At 41.8% G+C, this 17,529-nt stretch carries 15 protein-coding genes and 5 tRNA genes; 15 read left to right on the top strand and 5 right to left on the bottom strand.

The annotated features are described in order from the left end of the window. Positions 1–33: 33 nt before the first annotated feature. Positions 34–633, bottom strand: a complete 600-nt coding sequence (locus BM378_RS03665; protein WP_036969848.1) for a Yip1 family protein — start codon at positions 631–633, stop codon at positions 34–36. A 231-nt stretch (positions 634–864) separates the two neighbouring features. On the opposite strand from BM378_RS03665, the gene miaE reads away from it, so the two are divergent. Next, complete coding sequence (miaE, locus tag BM378_RS03660) at positions 865–1,623, top strand: tRNA isopentenyl-2-thiomethyl-A-37 hydroxylase MiaE (RefSeq protein WP_074988700.1); 759 nt, start codon at positions 865–867, stop codon at positions 1,621–1,623. Here the strand turns inward: miaE and BM378_RS03655 are convergent. From BM378_RS03655 to BM378_RS03645, 3 genes are read right to left on the bottom strand one after another with little or no spacing between them, the layout of a single operon-like run. After that, positions 1,620–2,411 carry a substrate-binding periplasmic protein gene (locus BM378_RS03655; protein WP_036969846.1) on the bottom strand — a complete coding sequence of 264 codons (792 nt, stop codon included), beginning with the start codon at positions 2,409–2,411 and terminating at the stop codon, positions 1,620–1,622. The genes miaE and BM378_RS03655 overlap by 4 nt on opposite strands. 49 nt (positions 2,412–2,460) lie before the next feature. Further along, complete coding sequence (locus BM378_RS03650; protein ID WP_074988632.1) at positions 2,461–3,198, bottom strand: UDP-2,3-diacylglucosamine diphosphatase; 738 nt, start codon at positions 3,196–3,198, stop codon at positions 2,461–2,463. Between the two features lie 53 nt (positions 3,199–3,251). Then, a complete protein-coding gene (locus BM378_RS03645; protein WP_036969841.1) occupies positions 3,252–3,743 on the bottom strand; it encodes a peptidylprolyl isomerase in 492 nt (163 codons plus the stop codon). Positions 3,744–3,919: 176 nt separating this feature from the next. On the opposite strand from BM378_RS03645, the gene cysS reads away from it, so the two are divergent. Together cysS and BM378_RS03635 are read left to right on the top strand one after the other, a co-directional pair. Then, the gene (cysS, locus tag BM378_RS03640; protein WP_074988631.1) at positions 3,920–5,299 is read left to right on the top strand and encodes a cysteine--tRNA ligase; all 1,380 of its coding nucleotides are present in this window, start codon (positions 3,920–3,922) and stop codon (positions 5,297–5,299) included. Between the two features lie 140 nt (positions 5,300–5,439). Beyond that, complete coding sequence (locus tag BM378_RS03635; protein ID WP_036969839.1) at positions 5,440–6,309, top strand: DMT family transporter; 870 nt, start codon at positions 5,440–5,442, stop codon at positions 6,307–6,309. Positions 6,310–6,372: 63 nt separating this feature from the next. Here the strand turns inward: BM378_RS03635 and folD are convergent, their stop codons facing one another. Continuing rightward, positions 6,373–7,227: a bifunctional methylenetetrahydrofolate dehydrogenase/methenyltetrahydrofolate cyclohydrolase FolD gene (gene folD / locus BM378_RS03630; RefSeq protein ID WP_036969836.1), complete on the bottom strand. Its 855-nt coding sequence runs from the start codon at positions 7,225–7,227 to the stop codon at positions 6,373–6,375. 340 nt (positions 7,228–7,567) lie between these two features. Between folD and BM378_RS03625 the strand changes: the two genes are divergently transcribed. The 12 genes from BM378_RS03625 (at position 7,568) to BM378_RS20380 (ending at position 17,323) form a co-directional block, all read left to right on the top strand. Further along, a tRNA-Pro gene (locus BM378_RS03625) sits at positions 7,568–7,644 on the top strand. Between the two features lie 51 nt (positions 7,645–7,695). Next, positions 7,696–7,772: transfer RNA gene (locus BM378_RS03620), tRNA-Arg, on the top strand. Positions 7,773–7,795: 23 nt separating this feature from the next. Beyond that, positions 7,796–7,871 (top strand) — tRNA-His (locus BM378_RS03615). Positions 7,872–7,886: 15 nt separating this feature from the next. After that, positions 7,887–7,963, top strand: a tRNA-Pro gene (locus BM378_RS03610). Positions 7,964–8,002: 39 nt separating this feature from the next. Then, a tRNA-Pro gene (locus BM378_RS03605) sits at positions 8,003–8,079 on the top strand. Positions 8,080–8,470: 391 nt separating this feature from the next. Next, the gene (gene tig, locus BM378_RS03595) at positions 8,471–9,775 is read left to right on the top strand and encodes a trigger factor (protein WP_074988630.1); all 1,305 of its coding nucleotides are present in this window, start codon (positions 8,471–8,473) and stop codon (positions 9,773–9,775) included. A gap of 274 nt (positions 9,776–10,049) precedes the next feature. After that, the gene (gene clpP / locus BM378_RS03590) at positions 10,050–10,667 is read left to right on the top strand and encodes an ATP-dependent Clp endopeptidase proteolytic subunit ClpP (RefSeq protein WP_036969828.1); all 618 of its coding nucleotides are present in this window, start codon (positions 10,050–10,052) and stop codon (positions 10,665–10,667) included. Between the two features lie 135 nt (positions 10,668–10,802). Then, positions 10,803–12,086: an ATP-dependent protease ATP-binding subunit ClpX gene (gene clpX / locus BM378_RS03585; RefSeq protein WP_036969827.1), complete on the top strand. Its 1,284-nt coding sequence runs from the start codon at positions 10,803–10,805 to the stop codon at positions 12,084–12,086. A gap of 143 nt (positions 12,087–12,229) precedes the next feature. Beyond that, complete coding sequence (gene lon / locus BM378_RS03580) at positions 12,230–14,590, top strand: endopeptidase La (RefSeq protein WP_036969826.1); 2,361 nt, start codon at positions 12,230–12,232, stop codon at positions 14,588–14,590. A 188-nt stretch (positions 14,591–14,778) separates the two neighbouring features. Next, the gene (locus BM378_RS03575) at positions 14,779–15,075 is read left to right on the top strand and encodes an HU family DNA-binding protein (RefSeq protein WP_256213542.1); all 297 of its coding nucleotides are present in this window, start codon (positions 14,779–14,781) and stop codon (positions 15,073–15,075) included. A 159-nt stretch (positions 15,076–15,234) separates the two neighbouring features. Further along, positions 15,235–17,136 carry a peptidylprolyl isomerase gene (gene ppiD, locus BM378_RS03570; RefSeq protein WP_074988629.1) on the top strand — a complete coding sequence of 634 codons (1,902 nt, stop codon included), beginning with the start codon at positions 15,235–15,237 and terminating at the stop codon, positions 17,134–17,136. A 31-nt stretch (positions 17,137–17,167) separates the two neighbouring features. Continuing rightward, on the top strand, positions 17,168–17,323 hold the full coding sequence (locus tag BM378_RS20380; protein WP_177222569.1) for a hypothetical protein: 156 nt from the start codon (positions 17,168–17,170) through the stop codon (positions 17,321–17,323). Positions 17,324–17,529 lie beyond the last annotated feature (206 nt).

Below are 17,529 nucleotides of genomic sequence, written 5' to 3'. Positions count from 1 at the left end.
TTTTGTTTGTGGAAAGAAAGGATTTAATTCTCGTTAGGTAAACATAGGATGGACAATGCCGTTAGTCCACAAAATAGCAGTTGCAGCTAAAATAATAACCAATAAAATCAGTCCGCATGTGACCACTGAACTGGCATAAATAAAACCTCGCTCCTCAGGGATATGCATTAAAATGGGCACCCCTGTGTAGAGTAAATATACCGAGTAAGCAAGCGCGACCAAGCCTACACACACGACAAACCACAGCTCGGGTAGAAATGCAGCAAGCGATGACATAAACACCGGTGTTGCCGTATACGCAGCAAGTTCCAAAGTTTGTGTAAAGGTCGGTTTTGCACCAAACGTAACGGCCATCCAATGCGCAAGGTAGGCCAGCGCAAATACGCCTACTATTAGTGCAAAATACATCGCAACAGCGATAAGCAATGCACTATCATGGGTCAAAAAGACTGCCTCACCTGAGCCAATGCTCCAACCCAAATGAACTGAAGAGTAATACCCCATAATAGAGGGGATACACGCGATAAGTAAGATATGTGATAAGCTGTAACGCAAGCTTTCATGCCGGTTATCAATGGTTTGCCACTCTTCGAGTGGATGAGCATATAAGCCCCATAGATGGTTTAGAATCATAATTGTTGCCCCTGTAAAAAAGGAATATGAGCTGTTTTATTTTTGTACAGCTTTGATTAAGTTATGGTTCACTTATTAAATCTTGTCAAGAAGCTGAAATAATCGAATACTCAGTTAAGATGTAACTCTTTAGTGCATATAAGAAATTACTTTTGCCCTGATTTGGGTCATGGAGTGAAATGATATTTATGTGGTAAAATGCACGCTTGTTTGACGATGAGAATAGAATCAGTGCCTTACTCTGCATTATTAGCCCCGATACAGTCATTTTTGCAATGCGAAACACCCGATGAGTGGATTGTTGCGGCAACCAAAAAAGAAAATTTAGATATCGTATTAATCGATCACTTAATTTGTGAATTAAAAGCGGCACAGAGTGCGATGTTTTTAATTCGTAAGTATGCGGTTGATAAAGAAAGTGCGGATGCGTTACTTGAGTGGTTAAAGCCCTTTGAAACACTTATTTATAAGCGCGACGGCGATTGGCGTGAGCTTGCAGATAAAAACAAGCTGACTAAGTCGATGATCCCAAAGTCGGATTCACCTTATGGGCAAGATCTCATTGATAAAATGGTCATGCTTATTAAAGAAGAGCTGCATCATTTTTATCAAGTGCTTGAGATTATGGATGAATATGGCATTGAGTATAAAAGTATTACCCCATGTCGTTATGCCAAAGGGATGCTGCGCCACGTAAAAACTTACGAGCCAGATGCCTTAGTTGATAAGTTAATTATTGGTGCCTACATTGAAGCACGCTCGTGTGAACGTTTTGCCAAATTAGCGCCGCATGTTGATAAACGCTTAGGTGATTTTTATATTTCATTGCTGCGCTCAGAAGCGCGTCATTACCAAGACTATTTAACACTTGCGCAAGAGATCTGTGAGTTCGATATCAGCGAGCGTGTCGAATTTTTTGCGCACATTGAAGCTGAGTTAATTTCAACGCCTGATGACGATTTTAAATTTCACAGTGGGGTGCCTGCTTAAGGCATCTCAGTGCGAATAAATGGTGAGTAGAAGGCTTGTTTTTCTTTGTCACTTAGATGATAACGATTAAGGATTATTTCTGCTTGGCCATTGTTAATTATTTCGACCAAGCCTTTTTCTAATTCGTTTTGAAATTCAATTGATTGAGGATGGCTTTTAGCTGAAATGATATAAAGTTGATGAGTCGCAATATTGGGTTTTAACGCGGTAATAACCACATCGCTGTTTTGTAATTTACTATTATGTGCGAGCCAGTATTCAGCCACTTCTTGCGTACCTGCTACGAGGTCAACCCGTTCTTGCTGAAGCAAGTAAAGGCTTTCAACTAAATCACGTGTGGTTGTAATACCTAATGTTGTGTTGTTCGTAAATTCTTCACTACTTACATAATCTTCTCCTTTACTTATCGTGTAAGGCAGGAGAGATTCGAGAGAGCCATCGTATCGAATTACGGCATCTTGGCGCTTAAACAAAACAACATTGGCAAAGCCAAGAGGTTTTGAATAATAAAATACTTTGGCTCGCTCTTCTGAGTAAAAAGCACCTAGAACAGCAATGTGCTTATGTCGTTTGGCTAATTTAAGTGCCCGAGCCCACTGTGTATATTCAATGACGGCTTTTTTATTTTGACTTTTTAAAGCGGCAATAACCACCTCATGAACCCAACCCGGTTTTTCACTATTATCGATTAGAAAAGGTGGGAAAGGCTCTGTGACTAACCGCCAAGTTTGGCTATTGAGTGTAAAGCAAACTAGTAAGCAGCACAGGCATGTTAATCGTGTAATCATAAAACGGCACGCTTTAAACGGAGACTCTGTTCAAGCATAGCTAAAATTCTTACGATTTAAAGGGGGTGTGGACGAGTTCTTGATTGTTGGGGGTTACTCTTAAATATGAGCCTTGTTCATACCAGTCACCTAACACAGTACGAATTAACGTTTTACCATTAACAGTGTAATGATGAACATTTGGGCGGTGTGTATGACCGTGGATCATATTGGCAACGTGGTGCTTTTTGAACATGGCAAGAACAGCTTCTTCGGTTACATCAAGAATTTCGAGTGCTTTACCTGCTTGGCTTTGTTTTGACTTTTCGCGGGCGTTACGGGCAATTTTCTTTCTGTACCATAGTGGCATCGCTAACATGAGCTTAGGCCACCACCAACCACGACTTTTTTTACGAAACTTTTGATATTCAATATCTTGAGTACACATTTCATCGCCATGCAGTAGCACCGTCGGCGTGCCATATAAATCAATAACAACCTGTTCAGGCAGCAACGTCATATTGGCGCTGTTGGCATAGCCGTCACGCATAATAAAGTCTCGATTGCCGTGTATGAAAAAAAGCTCAGTACCACTTTCAGCTGCTTGTCTTAAGTGTGCAGCAACACGTTCTGAAAGTGTCGTTTGATAGTCATCACCAACCCAAACTTCAAAAAAATCACCCAGAATATATAGCGCATCTACGTCATCATTAATAATCTTCTCATCAAGAAAATCAAAGAATGCCGCAGTGATATCAGGGCGGTTTTCTGTTAAATGGAGGTCGGCAATAAAATAGCTCTGTTTCATAGTCACTCGCAAAAAAGCGGGCTTAAGCCCGCTTATAAAGACTCACCGCTAGCTTAGCTAACAGTTACTTTTTCGATAATTACATCTTCAAGTGGTACGTCTTGGTGGAAGCCTGCGCTGCCAGTCGCAACACCTTTGATTTTGTTTACGATGTCCATACCTTCAACTACTTCTGCAAACACACAATAACCCCAACCTTGTGAGGTTTCGCTGCTGAAGTTTAAGAAATCATTGTCGTTCACGTTAATAAAGAACTGTGCAGTCGCTGAGTGTGGATCAGGCGTACGTGCCATGGCTAATGTACCAACTTTGTTTGCTAGGCCATTGTTTGCTTCATTTTGAATAGGGTTATTAACTTCTTTTTGAACCATACCTGGCTCAAAACCACCGCCTTGAACCATGAAACCATCAATTACACGGTGGAAAATAGTGCCGTTGTAAAAGCCTGCGTTTGCATACTCTAAAAAGTTTTTAACAGTGTTTGGTGCATCGCTTTCGTGCATTTTGATGGTGATATCACCAAAGTTTGTGTGTAGAACAACCATGAGGTTTCCTATATCTGGTTTAATAATGCCGTTATTTTATAGCACTTAGCTAAGATTAACAAAGTGCTTGTTGAGAAGATTAACAAAGTGCTTGTTCAATTGATAAAGCGCTAGAGCAGTGGCTTTGCAAGTGTTACCATAGAGAATCTCGAAACACCGTTAAGGACATTTTATAAATGGTACAAATTTACAACACACTTACACGACAAAAAGAACAGTTTAAACCCCTTGTTGATGGCAAAATCGACATGTATGTGTGTGGTATCACTATTTATGATTACTGTCACATTGGACATGCGCGTACTTTTGTTGGCTTCGACGTTATTGTCCGTTACCTGCGCCACATTGGTTACGACTTAAAATATGTCCGCAATATTACGGACGTTGATGACAAAATAATCAAGCGTGCTCATGAAAACGGTGAGTCTATAAATGACTTAACAGTCCGTATGACTAAAGCGATGCACGAAGACTTTGATAGTTTAAACATGCTTCGTCCTGATGTTGAGCCAACGGTAACCAACCACATGGATGAAATCATCGCCATGGTTGAGCGTTTAATAGCGAAAGGTCATGCTTACGTAGCAGCTGACGGCGATGTATTGTTTGATGTATCAACATTTGAGCAATACGGCGCACTTTCACAGCAAGACTTAACTATGTTGCAAGCGGGTTCGCGTGTTGAAGTTGCGCAAGATAAGCAAGATCCGCTTGATTTCGTACTTTGGAAAAGAGCCAAGCCAGGTGAGCCTTCGTGGTCATCGCCATGGGGTGAGGGTCGTCCTGGTTGGCATATTGAGTGTTCGGCAATGAGCTCTAAACATTTAGGTGAGCATTTTGATATTCATGGGGGAGGATCAGATTTACAGTTCCCTCACCACGAAAACGAAATTGCTCAATCATGCTGTGCAAACAACGGTAAGTACGTAAATACCTGGATCCATACAGGCATGGTGCAGGTAAATAAAGAGAAGATGTCTAAGTCATTGAACAACTTCTTTACCGTACGTGACGTACTAACAGAGTACGATGCTGAGTCGGTTCGTTATTTCTTAATTTCGGGTCATTACCGCAGCCAACTTAATTACTCGCAAGAGAACCTTGAGCAAGCACGTTCTTCATTAGAGCGCATTTACACGGCATTACGCGGTGTAACACCTGTTGAGTGTGAATTAGCCGACAATGAATACGTTACAAAATTCAGAAAAGCAATGGACGATGACTTCAATACACCTGAAGCTTTACCTGTGTTATTTGAATTAGCAAAAGAGCTTAACCGTGTGAAAGACAGCGATGCAGAGCAAGCTGGAAAATTAGCTTTTGTGCTTCGTAGTATTGCCGAAGTATTAGGTGTTGCGCAGCAAGACCCAGAAGCCTTCCTACAAGGCGGTCAAGACGATGACGAAGTAGCACAGATTGAGGCCTTAATCATACAACGTAATGAAGCCCGCGCTAACAAAGATTGGGCCGCTGCTGATGAAGCACGTGATGCGCTAAATGCGTTAGGTGTGGTGCTTGAAGACTCTGCTGGAAAAACAACGTGGCGTAAAGCGTAAACACTAAGCTAAAATTGAAACCGACAAAAGGTTGCCATATTGGCAGCCTTTTTTGTTTTTAGTTTTTTATTTTTAAGTATTGACCTCAATAAAGGTTGAGGTTTTATTTTATCGCTATTGTGCATTTACAAGGACTTACATTGAATATTTTTCTTGCCATGATCCCCGCTTTTTTATGGGGTACAACTTATGCGGTGACAAAATATGCGACCCCTGATTGGCCGCCGTTATTATTAGGTGCGTTACGCGCATTACCCGCAGGGTTACTTTTATTATTAATAAAACCAAGCTTTCCTCGCGCGCGTCAATGGCCCAGCTTACTCGTTTTAGGCGCTATAAACATCGCCCTGTTTTTTGCGTTTATCTTTATTATGGCGATTAATCTTCCTGCAGCAATTGCAGGTGTTGGCATGGTGTCGGTCCCCGTGGTCGCACTTTTATATGCATGGATAGCAAAAGGACAGCGACCTGCAAAGCCTCAAGCTATTAGTGCAGCCGTATTAGTCGTGCTTGCATGGTTATTGTTCGACCCCGCTTATGTCGCTTTAAATGCACTGGGTGTCGGTGCTTTATTGGGGGCATTACTGACGATTGTGATTGGCAGTACCCTTGTACAAACCTTATCAGTCAGTATTCATTGGTGGGTGGTGCTTACATGGCAGTTAATTATTGGCGGTACTATTTTATTACTCGCTGCGGTCATAGACGGCAGCTTCATTAATCCAACAAATTACCACAGCGTTTTTGAGCCTATTTCAACGCTACAATACAGTGCATTATTTTGGCTTATTGTGCCCAATACAGCGATTGCCTATATTTTATATGTATGGTTACTTGGGCGTATGAGTGTGGCTGAATTTTCGTTTGGCACGATTGCGAATCCAATTGCAGGGATCATCTGTGCAATTATTTTATTAAATGAGCAATACCAACCATGGCAGTATCTGATTATGTTTACGATGATTATTTTTTCGGTGTTGCCGCAAATGCTAAAACTTAAACGCGTGTAAACGTATTCGTTTCACAATAAAAAAGGGTTGCCATGTGGCAACCCTTTTTACAATCAATCATTATTAGCTGTGATATTTTTCACATGCTTCAAGGGTGTTCTCAATGAGGCTTGCAACAGTCATCGGGCCGACACCACCTGGCACAGGCGTGATGAAGTGCGCTTTTTGTTCGGCAATATCATATTGAACATCACCCACAAGTTTGCCAGATTCAAGGCGGTTAATACCTACATCAATGACGATAGCGCCTTCTTTAACCCAGTCACCAGGAATAAATTCTGGTTTACCTACAGCCACCACCAATAAGTCTGCACGACGCACATGAGTTTCTAAATCTTGCGTGAATTTATGACACACCGTTGTTGTACAACCGGCAAGCAGTAACTCAAGTGACATAGGACGACCAACAATGTTCGATGCACCAACCACAACCGCATGCATGCCTTTATAACGCACACCCGTAGAGTCGAGTAGGGTAATAATCCCTTTAGGTGTACAGGGGCGAAGTGCTGGCATACGCTGTGCTAAACGGCCAATGTTATAAGGATGGAAACCATCAACATCTTTATGAGGGGTAATACGTTCAAGAATCTTCTCTGCATCAAGACCTTGCGGCAAAGGAAGTTGAACTAAAATGCCGTCTACTTCTTTGTCTTCATTAAGTTGATCAATTAATGCGAGTAAGTCTTGCTCTGTCGTGTCGCCAGGTAAATCGTAAGATTTAGAAACAAAGCCGACTTCTTCACAGGCTTTGCGTTTTGAACCTACATATACTTGGCTTGCTGGATCTTGACCAACTAACACGACTGCGAGTCCTGGAGCACGTAAACCGTTTGCAACACGCGCTGCAACTCGTTCTGCCACATTACTGCGTACTTGTTTAGCTATTGCCTTACCATCGATGATGTTTGCCGTCATGGGTGACCTTTCATTGGGGTTAGTTAACTTGATACTGATACATCAAAATATGATCATCCGAATAAGGGGCATGGATATAACAAACACGTTTGTTTGATCATATTTTATTATGCTGCGTATTTTCGCAGAAAAGCTGCATAGCGCCAAGATGCAATATGATATAAAGCGTCTATTTATAAAAAAGAGTTCAAATTTTAGCTTATATTTGCAATATTTAACCATTATGAACTAAAAGTGACCGATTGAATTATTTTCTTAAAAAAATGTTTGACCTGACTCGGCCAAATCACTATTATGCACCCCGTTGTTAACGAGGTCACTCGCAAACAATAGTAAGCATCGGCGATTAGCGCAGTTTGGTAGCGCACTTGGTTTGGGTCCAAGGGGTCGCAGGTTCAAATCCTGCATCGCCGACCACTTCTTCTTCAAGAAGCGGTTGCTTACAGGCAAACTTTTGAAGTTTTCGATGCGCCCGTAGCTCAGCTGGATAGAGCAACGCCCTTCTAAGGCGTTGGTCGAAGGTTCGAATCCTTCCGGGTGCGCCATTTGAAAATATGTAAATGCCGTGGTGATTGTAGCTCAGTTGGTAGAGCCCCGGATTGTGATTCCGGTTGTCGTGGGTTCGAGCCCCATCAGTCACCCCAATTTACACACAGTATCGGCGATTAGCGCAGTTTGGTAGCGCACTTGGTTTGGGTCCAAGGGGTCGCAGGTTCAAATCCTGCATCGCCGACCACTTTCACTGTGGTTGTATTTTTAAAACTTCTCTTTATATCGGCGATTAGCGCAGTTTGGTAGCGCACTTGGTTTGGGTCCAAGGGGTCGCAGGTTCAAATCCTGCATCGCCGACCACTTTCTACTAGTATATTCATCTTGGTAATCTGAGCGTTTCATGCGCTAAATTAATACCGTTTAGTCATTCCCTTTTTAAACATTCTGATTTAATTAATCACCTTACTTTGCTGATAATTTTACGTTCGTTTTTTGTTCGTTTAAACGCTGATTGCCGCTATATAGACCAAATAATTGCCCCCTAGACTCGACTATCAAAAATATTAGGTTATAATGCCGCGTCTATTGTTTAACATAGTGCCCATAGGGGCAGAGCAGCAATGGTATCTCATGGTTACAATGCGTCGTTTTAAGTTGAATTTTTCAGCGTTAAAACTTGCTATCACTCATGGAGATCACCTTGTTTGTAAGGAAGGCGAACAGTCGCCAAAATTGAAGATTGAGGTAAATCATGCAAGTTTCTGTTGAGACGACTCAAGGCCTTGAGCGCCGTCTGACCATCACCGTTCCTGCAGAGAACGTTGAGACTGAAGTAAAAAAACGCTTACAACAACTGTCTAAAACCCAGCGTATCGATGGTTTCCGTCCTGGTAAAGTTCCAGCGTCTATCATCAACAAACGTTACGGTGCTGCAGTACGTCAAGAAGTTGCGGGCGAATTAATGCAACGCAACTACATCGAAGCAATCGTTTCTGAAAAAATCAACCCAGCGGGTGCACCAACTTTCGCACCAAAAGCGTTAGAAGCAGGTAAAGATTTAGAATTCGATGCAACGTTTGAAGTGTACCCTGAAGTTGAAATTCAAGGTCTAGATAAAATTAACGTTGAAAAACCAGCTGTTTCTGTTACTGACGAAGACCTAGCTAACATGCTAGAAACGTTACGTAAGCAACACGCATCGTGGACTGAAGTTGACGCTGCTGCAGGTGAAAAAGATCGTGTAACTATCGACTTCGTTGGTTCTATCGATGGTGAAGAGTTTGAAGGCGGTAAAGCTGAAGACTTCCCTCTAGAACTTGGTCAAGGTCGTATGATCCCAGGTTTCGAAGACAACATCGTTGGCAAAAAAGCGGGCGAAGAAGTTGTTGCTGAAGTAACATTCCCTGAAGAATATCACGCTGAAAACCTAAAAGGTAAAGCGGCTTCTTTCACTATTACTGTGAAGAAAGTTGAAACTCAAGAGCTTCCTGAGCTTAACGAAGAGTTCGCAACTAAATTCGGTGTTGCTGAAGGCGGCGTTGATGCACTGAAAGAAGAAGTTAAGAAAAACATGTCACGTGAGCTTGACCAAGCGGTTAAAGCTAACGTGAAAGACCAAGCTATCAAAGGTCTTTTAGCGAACAACGAAATCGACGTGCCAAAAGCACTAGTAGATCAAGAAATTGATGCTCTACGTCAACAAGCGGCACAACGTTTTGGCGGCAACGCTCAAAACATGCCTGAGCTTCCAGCTGAGTTATTCCATGAGCAAGCTGTAACTCGCGTTAAAACTGGCCTATTACTAGGTGAAGTGATTAAAGCGAACGAGCTTAAAGTTGATGACGCAAAAGTTGAAGAGTTAATTGCAACAGTAGCTTCTGCATACGAAGATCCAACTGAAGTAGTAGAATACTACAAAGCAAATGATCAACTAATGCAGCAAATGCGCAACGTAGCGATGGAAGAGCAAGCAGTTGAAGCTATCCTAGCTAAAGCAAACGTGACTGACGTTGAAAAAGCATTCGACGACATCATGAATCCACAGCAAGGTGCTTAATAAGTCATTGACTTAAGCTCTCGCTAGCGATTAAATGGCTCGTGTTACACTGTATTTATACAGCGTACTCGGGCCATTTTAGTTTGTGGTGGCCAGTTTCACCAAAACCAACAATACTTATGTTAATGCGCAACATTAAACATAAAGGATTGAAAATACATCTTTGTGTTCGCATATACTTAAATAGATTGAAAATACGCGTAAATTAACATTAGTATAAATGTGCTTTCCTTATAGTAAGGATGAGTCGCAGCGGATAAGGAATTAAATAAGAATGAACAGCGGTATGATAGACCCTCTAAACGCATTAGTCCCTATGGTTGTTGAGCAAACAGCAAAGGGTGAGCGCTCATATGATATTTACTCACGTCTTTTAAAAGAGCGCATTATTTTCTTAACAGGCCAAGTTGAAGATAACATGGCAAACTTGATTCTTGCGCAAATGCTGTTTTTAGAGTCAGAAAATCCAGAAAAAGATATTTATCTTTATATCAACTCGCCAGGTGGCTCGGTCACTGCAGGCATGGCGATTTACGATACAATGAATTTCATTAAGCCAGATGTCAGTACTATTTGTGTTGGTCAAGCGGCGAGCATGGGAGCCTTCTTGCTATCAGGTGGCGCTAAAGGCAAACGTTTTTGTTTACCTAACTCGCGTGTGATGATTCACCAACCACTTGGTGGTTTCCAAGGTCAGGCGTCTGATTTCGAAATTCATGCTCGTGAAATTTTATCAATTAAAGATAAGCTAAATCGCTTGATGGCTGAGCATACGGGTCAGCCGTTAGACGTGGTATCACGCGATACCGACCGTGACAACTTTATGAGTGCAAGCGAAGCGGTTGAATACGGTCTCGTTGATTCAGTATTTTCTAGTCGCGAAACAAAGTAATCTGAATAGCTAATGATATCGTATTATTAGCTATCACCCTTTACTATGCGAAAACTTATATTCTTTGATATAGTTAACCATAGTGAATTAGCAGCAGTTGCGTGCTGCTGCCAACGTAAAAAATGAGGTAGCTGAATGTCTGACACTCCTACAGACGGCGACAAAAGTAATAAATTGTTATACTGCTCTTTTTGTGGCAAAAGCCAGCATGAAGTTCGCAAATTAATTGCAGGCCCTTCAGTATACATTTGTGATGAATGTGTTGAGCTGTGTAACGATATAATCAGGGAAGAGATCAAAGACATTGCGCCGAAACATAGCGCGTCTGATAAACTGCCTGTGCCGAAAGAAATTCGTAATCACTTAGATGATTATGTGATTGGCCAAGACCACGCGAAAAAAGTACTGTCGGTTGCGGTATACAATCACTATAAACGTCTTCGTAATCAAACCATCAACGCTGATATTGAACTTGGTAAAAGTAATATCTTGTTAATTGGTCCAACAGGTAGTGGTAAAACATTACTTGCAGAAACGATGGCTCGTTTACTTGATGTGCCATTCACTATGGCTGATGCCACAACACTAACCGAAGCCGGTTATGTGGGTGAAGACGTCGAAAATATTATTCAAAAATTACTGCAAAAATGTGATTACGACGTCGAAAAAGCGCAACGTGGTATTGTTTATATTGATGAAATTGACAAGATTTCTCGTAAATCAGACAACCCATCAATCACCCGCGATGTATCAGGCGAAGGTGTGCAACAAGCACTTTTAAAACTGATTGAAGGCACGGTTGCCTCTGTACCACCGCAAGGCGGTCGTAAGCATCCGCAGCAAGAGTTTTTACAAGTTGATACGTCGAAAATCTTATTTATCTGTGGGGGTGCATTCGCAGGCCTAGATAAAGTGATTGAGCAGCGTAGTCACAAAAATACGGGTATTGGCTTTGGTGCTGAAGTTAAACAATCATCTGGCAGCCGCAGCTTAAGTGAGACATTTAAAGATGTTGAGCCTGAAGATCTGGTGAAGTACGGTTTAATTCCTGAGTTCATTGGTCGTCTACCGGTTGTTGCAACGTTAACAGAGCTGGATGAAGCCGCACTGATTCAAATTCTAAGCGAACCTAAAAATGCTTTAACTAAACAGTTCTCTGCATTGTTCGCAATGGAAGATGTTGAGCTTGAGTTCCGTGAAGATGCTTTATCAGCGATTGCGCACAAAGCAATGGAGCGTAAAACAGGTGCACGTGGCTTACGTTCAATCGTAGAAGGTGTATTACTTGATACCATGTATGAACTTCCTTCGATGGATGATGTAAGCAAAGTGGTAATTGACGAAACGGTTATTAAAGGTGAGTCAGACCCAATTTTGATTTACCAAAGTGGTAATCAAGACAAAGCGGCATCTGAATAAATTTGAAATAGTTCAAAATTTAAGCAGTTAAACATAAAAAAGGAGCCAATGGCTCCTTTTTTTATAAATATGTTGAACTTTCCCTTACATATCCCCATATACTTGAGTAATCTTTAAAATAAATGAAGTGCGAAGAGAATATAATGACGCTTGAGAGAACAGATCGAGTTGAAATCCCCGTGTTGGCACTGCGCGATGTAGTGGTATACCCGCACATGGTGATCCCGCTATTTGTTGGTCGTGAAAAATCAATAAAATGCTTAGAAGCGGCGATGGACAAAGACAAACAAATTTTCCTAGTGGCGCAAAAAGACGCCTCTGTTGATGATCCGCAACAAGATGATATCTACCGTGTTGGTACCATAGCCACAGTACTTCAGTTATTAAAGCTACCTGATGGCACCGTTAAAGTGCTTGTAGAAGGCACGCAGCGTGCGAGCGTCGAAACGTTTTTAGATAACGATGATTTCTTCGTTGCTGAGGCGCAGTTCATTGAATCAAGCCACATTGATGAGCAAGAGCAAGATATCTTTATTCGTAGCGCTATTAGCCAATTTGAAGGCTATGTGAAACTCAATAAGAAAATCCCACCTGAAGTACTAACTTCTGTGTCGGGAATCGATGAGGCTGCACGTTTAGCAGATACGATGGCAGCGCATATGCCACTTAAAGTGCCAGAAAAACAAAAAGTACTTGAGATTTCTAATGTAACAGAACGTCTTGAGTACTTAATGGCCTTGATGGAAGGTGAGATAGACTTACTGCAAGTTGAGAAGAAAATTCGTACTCGCGTTAAAAAGCAGATGGAAAAATCGCAGCGTGAGTACTACCTCAACGAGCAAATGAAAGCGATTCAAAAAGAGCTTGGCGAGCTGGATGATGTACCAGATGAATTCGAAGCAATTAAAAAGCGTATCGAAGAATCGGGCATGCCAAAAGAAGCGCAAGAGAAAGCAAGTGCTGAACTTGCGAAGCTGAAAATGATGTCGCCTATGTCGGCAGAAGCCACCGTGGTTCGTTCATATATTGATACGCTTATCAATGTGCCATGGAAAAAACGCTCTAAAGTGAAAAAAGACTTAGCGGGTGCGCAAAAAATTCTTGATACCGACCATTACGGTTTAGACAAAGTCAAAGAACGTATTATTGAGTATCTTGCAGTACAACAGCGTACTAATAAATTAAAAGGCCCAATTTTGTGCCTCGTCGGTCCACCGGGTGTGGGTAAAACATCACTAGGACAGTCTATTGCGCGCTCTACGGGTCGTAAATATGTTCGTATGGCTTTAGGTGGCGTACGCGATGAAGCTGAAATACGTGGTCATCGTCGTACTTACATTGGTTCAATGCCAGGTAAGTTGATTCAGAACATGACCAAAGTTGGGGTTAAAAACCCACTGTTCTTATTAGACGAAATCGACAAGATGTCTTCTGATATGCGTGGTGACCCAGCTTCAGCATTGCTTGAGGTATTAGACCCAGAACAAAACAGCCATTTTGCTGATCACTATTTAGAAGTCGATTACGATTTATCTGATGTAATGTTTGTTGCTACATCAAATAGCTTTAATATTCCGGGTCCATTATTAGACCGTATGGAAGTAATTCGTTTATCGGGCTACACCGAAGATGAGAAGCTAAATATTGCCAAGCAGCATTTAATTCCAAAGCAAGTTAAGCGTAATGGTCTTAAAGATAGCGAAGTTGAGATTGAAGATAGCGCCATCATTGGCATTATTCGCTACTACACCCGCGAAGCTGGTGTGCGTAATCTTGAACGTGAAGTGTCTAAGCTGTGTCGTAAAGCAGTGAAAAATATTTTGCTTAATAAAGACATTAAGAAAGTCACCATTGACGAAGACAACCTAGAAGAATTCTTAGGTGTGCAGCGCTTTGATTACGGTAAAGCAGAAGATGGCGATCGTATAGGCCAAGTAACGGGTTTAGCGTGGACTGAAGTAGGCGGAGACTTATTAACGATTGAGTCAGCCGCAGTGCCTGGTAAAGGCAAACTAACGTACACGGGATCGCTGGGCGATGTGATGCAAGAGTCAATTCAAGCAGCAATGACTGTGGTGCGTAATCGCGCGGATAAATTGCGTATCAATAGTGACTTTTACGAAAAACGTGACATACATGTCCACGTGCCTGAAGGTGCAACACCCAAAGATGGCCCAAGTGCGGGTATTGCCATGGTGACAGGTTTAGTATCGAGCTTAACGGGTAACCCGGTACGTTCTGATGTTGCCATGACGGGTGAAATCACTTTACGTGGTGAAGTACTTCCAATAGGTGGCTTAAAAGAGAAACTTTTAGCAGCCCACCGTGGCGGTATTAAAACCGTTATTATTCCAAAAATTAACGAACGTGACTTAAAAGAGATCCCTGATAACGTTTTAGAGGGTCTTGAAATTCACCCAGTTACATGGATTGATGACGTTTTAAAGATAGCTTTGAAGCACCCAGTAGAGAGTTTTTCAGTCGAAACTGAAAAAAACCAGTAAAAAACAGCAAAAAAGTGCTTTTAGGGGCTTTTCAAATACAAAGGGTATGATAAGTTAAGCACTAGTTTTCAAGCCTAGGCCTTATGTGGCCTAGGGTTGAGAAAAATATAATAACCTGAGCATAAACTTAACTTGCTCATAAATTTTCAAAACAGTGATGTTAATTAAAAAAACAATCGCTCTTGATAATAACAATGAAAGAGGATGATATTGTGAATAAATCTCAATTAATCGATCAAATCGCAGCTGATGCTGACATTTCTAAAGCGGCTGCTGGTCGTGCACTAGATTCATTCATCGAGGCTGTTTCAGGCGCTCTTAAAGATGGCGATTCAGTGGCGCTAGTTGGCTTTGGTACTTTCTCAGTACGTGAGCGTGCAGCGCGTTCAGGTCGTAACCCACAAACTGGTGAAGCTATCCAGATTGCAGCAGCAAACATTCCTTCTTTCAAAGCAGGTAAAGCGCTGAAAGACGCAGTAAACTAATCAGCAAAAGATTAGTAAGGTGAGAGATACCTAATCACACTTAAATTGAATTAGGTAACTTAGCACCAGTTACTTCAAGTGAAAAAGCGTATCTGGTAAGATACGCTTTTTTTACATGAGCAGGGTTAATTTGTACCTGATCAGAATAGAGATAGATAAATGCTTGAGAAAATCAGAGAAGGTTCGCAGGGACCTGCAGCCAAAATTATTTTAGGCGCGGTGATTTTATCTTTTGCTTTAGCTGGGATCGGTGGTTATTTAGGACAAACCACAGAGCAACCCGTTGCAGAAGTAAATGGAGTTAAAATTAGCCAAACCGAATTCAGCCGTGCTTATCAAAATGAGCGTAATCGTTTAGAGCAACAATTTGGTGAATATTTTGCGCAAATCGCAGCCGATCCAAATTACATGGCACAAATCCGCCAAGGCGTAATTGACCGTTTAGTACAACAAGAATTGCAAACTCAACTAGCGGCAGAATTAGGTCTTCGTGTTAGTGACGAAAGTGTTCGTAAAGCTATTTTAGAAATGCCTTACTTTCAAGTGGGTGGCCAGTTTAATAACGACCGCTATCTACAAGTACTTCGTCAAATGAACTTTCAACCAGATACTTTTAGAGAGTATCTACGTGAAGATATGACGCGTAGCCAACTTGTGGGTGCTGTTGCAGGAACTGATTTCGTATTAGAAAACGAATTAAACAATAGTGTTGCACTTCAACAACAAACGCGTAGTATCGATTACCTTGTTGTTACTAAAGAGTCGTTACAAGAAGGCGTTGAAGTAAGTGAACAAGAAATTGCTGATTACTATGACCTAAATCAACCGCAGTTTTTAGCACCTGAGCAAGTATCAGTGAGCTACATTGATTTAAATGCGGCGAATCTGAGCCTAGATTCAAGCGTGTCAGAAGAAGATGTAAAAGCGTATTACGATCAAAATAGCGCGCAATATATTGAGCCAGAAAAACGCCGTGTTTCACATATCTTAATTGATAATAGTGAAGACGATGATGCTGCAAAAGCGAAAGCAGAAGAGTTACTTGCACAACTTAAAAATGGTGCAGACTTTGCGCAGCTTGCTGAGTCGTCATCAGACGATGTCGTGAGTGCTGAGATGGGCGGTGATCTTGATTGGATAGAACGCGACATGATGGACCCTGCGTTTGAAGAGGCAACATATGCACTTGCAAACAAAGGTGACATTTCTGATGTTGTAGAATCTGAGTTTGGTTATCACATCATCAAACTGACAGATATTCAAACACAGCAAGTAAAACCTTATGCTGACGTAAAAGGCGAGTTACGTGCTGAGCTGGAGCGTTCTAAGAAAGTGAATGCTTTCTATGAGAAGCAAACAGAAATGGGTGAATTAGCGTTTGAAATCTCTGACACATTAAACGATGCAGCAGAAGCGGCAGGTGTTGAAGTTCAAAAAACAGAGCTAGTAACGCGTAACGCATTACCAGAGCCACTTAATAACCCACAAGTTATTGCGGCAATTTTCTCTCCAGAAGTGTTAGAAGATCGCATGAACTCAGAAGTGATTGAAGTGGGTGATGAGCATGCTGTTGTTGTTCGAGTGAATGATCACAAACCAGCAACGACGAAGCCACTTGCAGATGTTTCAGAGCAAATCAAAGCGACGTTAGTTGCGCAGAAAGCATCTGAACTTGCTAAAGATAAAGCACGCACTCTGTATGCAGATATTGAAGCAGGTAAAAGCTTAAACGATATTGCGGCAGCTGAAGGCTTAGAAGTTCGCCAAGAAGCGGCGTTAGCACGTCAAGCGTACACCGTTTCACCCGCTATTGTTCAACAGGCATTTAGAATGGCACACCCACAAGGTGCACCCGTGACAGATGTTGTTGATTTAAATAATGGTGACTCTGCGATTGTTGCGCTTAAAGCGGTGAATGAAGCTCAAAGCAGTGATATTAATGAGCAACAAAAACAAAACATCACAATGGCGCAAGTAAATAAAAACTATATGGTATTTATTGCTGCACTCAAAGCGCAAGCTGATGTAAAAGTACCTAAAGCTGCTCAACCTTCAGAGTAAGCTATTAGTTAGCTAAATGAAGAGGCGCCTTATGGCGCCTTTTTTGTCGTTTAAAAATACCAATGGTTTACATCTCAGCGCAGGCAAAGTTCATCAATTAAGTAATCAAGGCTCTGAAGCGCTTCATTTTATTGTCACTTCAACATCCCCCAGTCACGGTGATAGAGTCGAAGTGTCGCTCAGATGAGGCTTGTGCTGTTACTTAGCCTTGATGGGCCAAGATTGCGCGCTTTCTTAATACCAAAGTGCATTAGCGAATGCTGCATTCATGGCTCACGCCATTCCTACCTCGATTTGGAATCGTGCCGAGTGTAGGAGGCGTTTTAACGCTGAATAGCAACTTCTACGTGGCTCACGCCATTCCTACCTCGATTTGAAATCGTGCCAAGTGTA

Source organism: Pseudoalteromonas lipolytica, assembly GCF_900116435.1.
Classification (GTDB): Bacteria; Pseudomonadota; Gammaproteobacteria; order Enterobacterales; family Alteromonadaceae; genus Pseudoalteromonas; species Pseudoalteromonas lipolytica.
The sequence above is the reverse complement of the archived record's forward strand: the minus strand, read 5'-3'. Positions and strand labels throughout refer to the sequence as shown.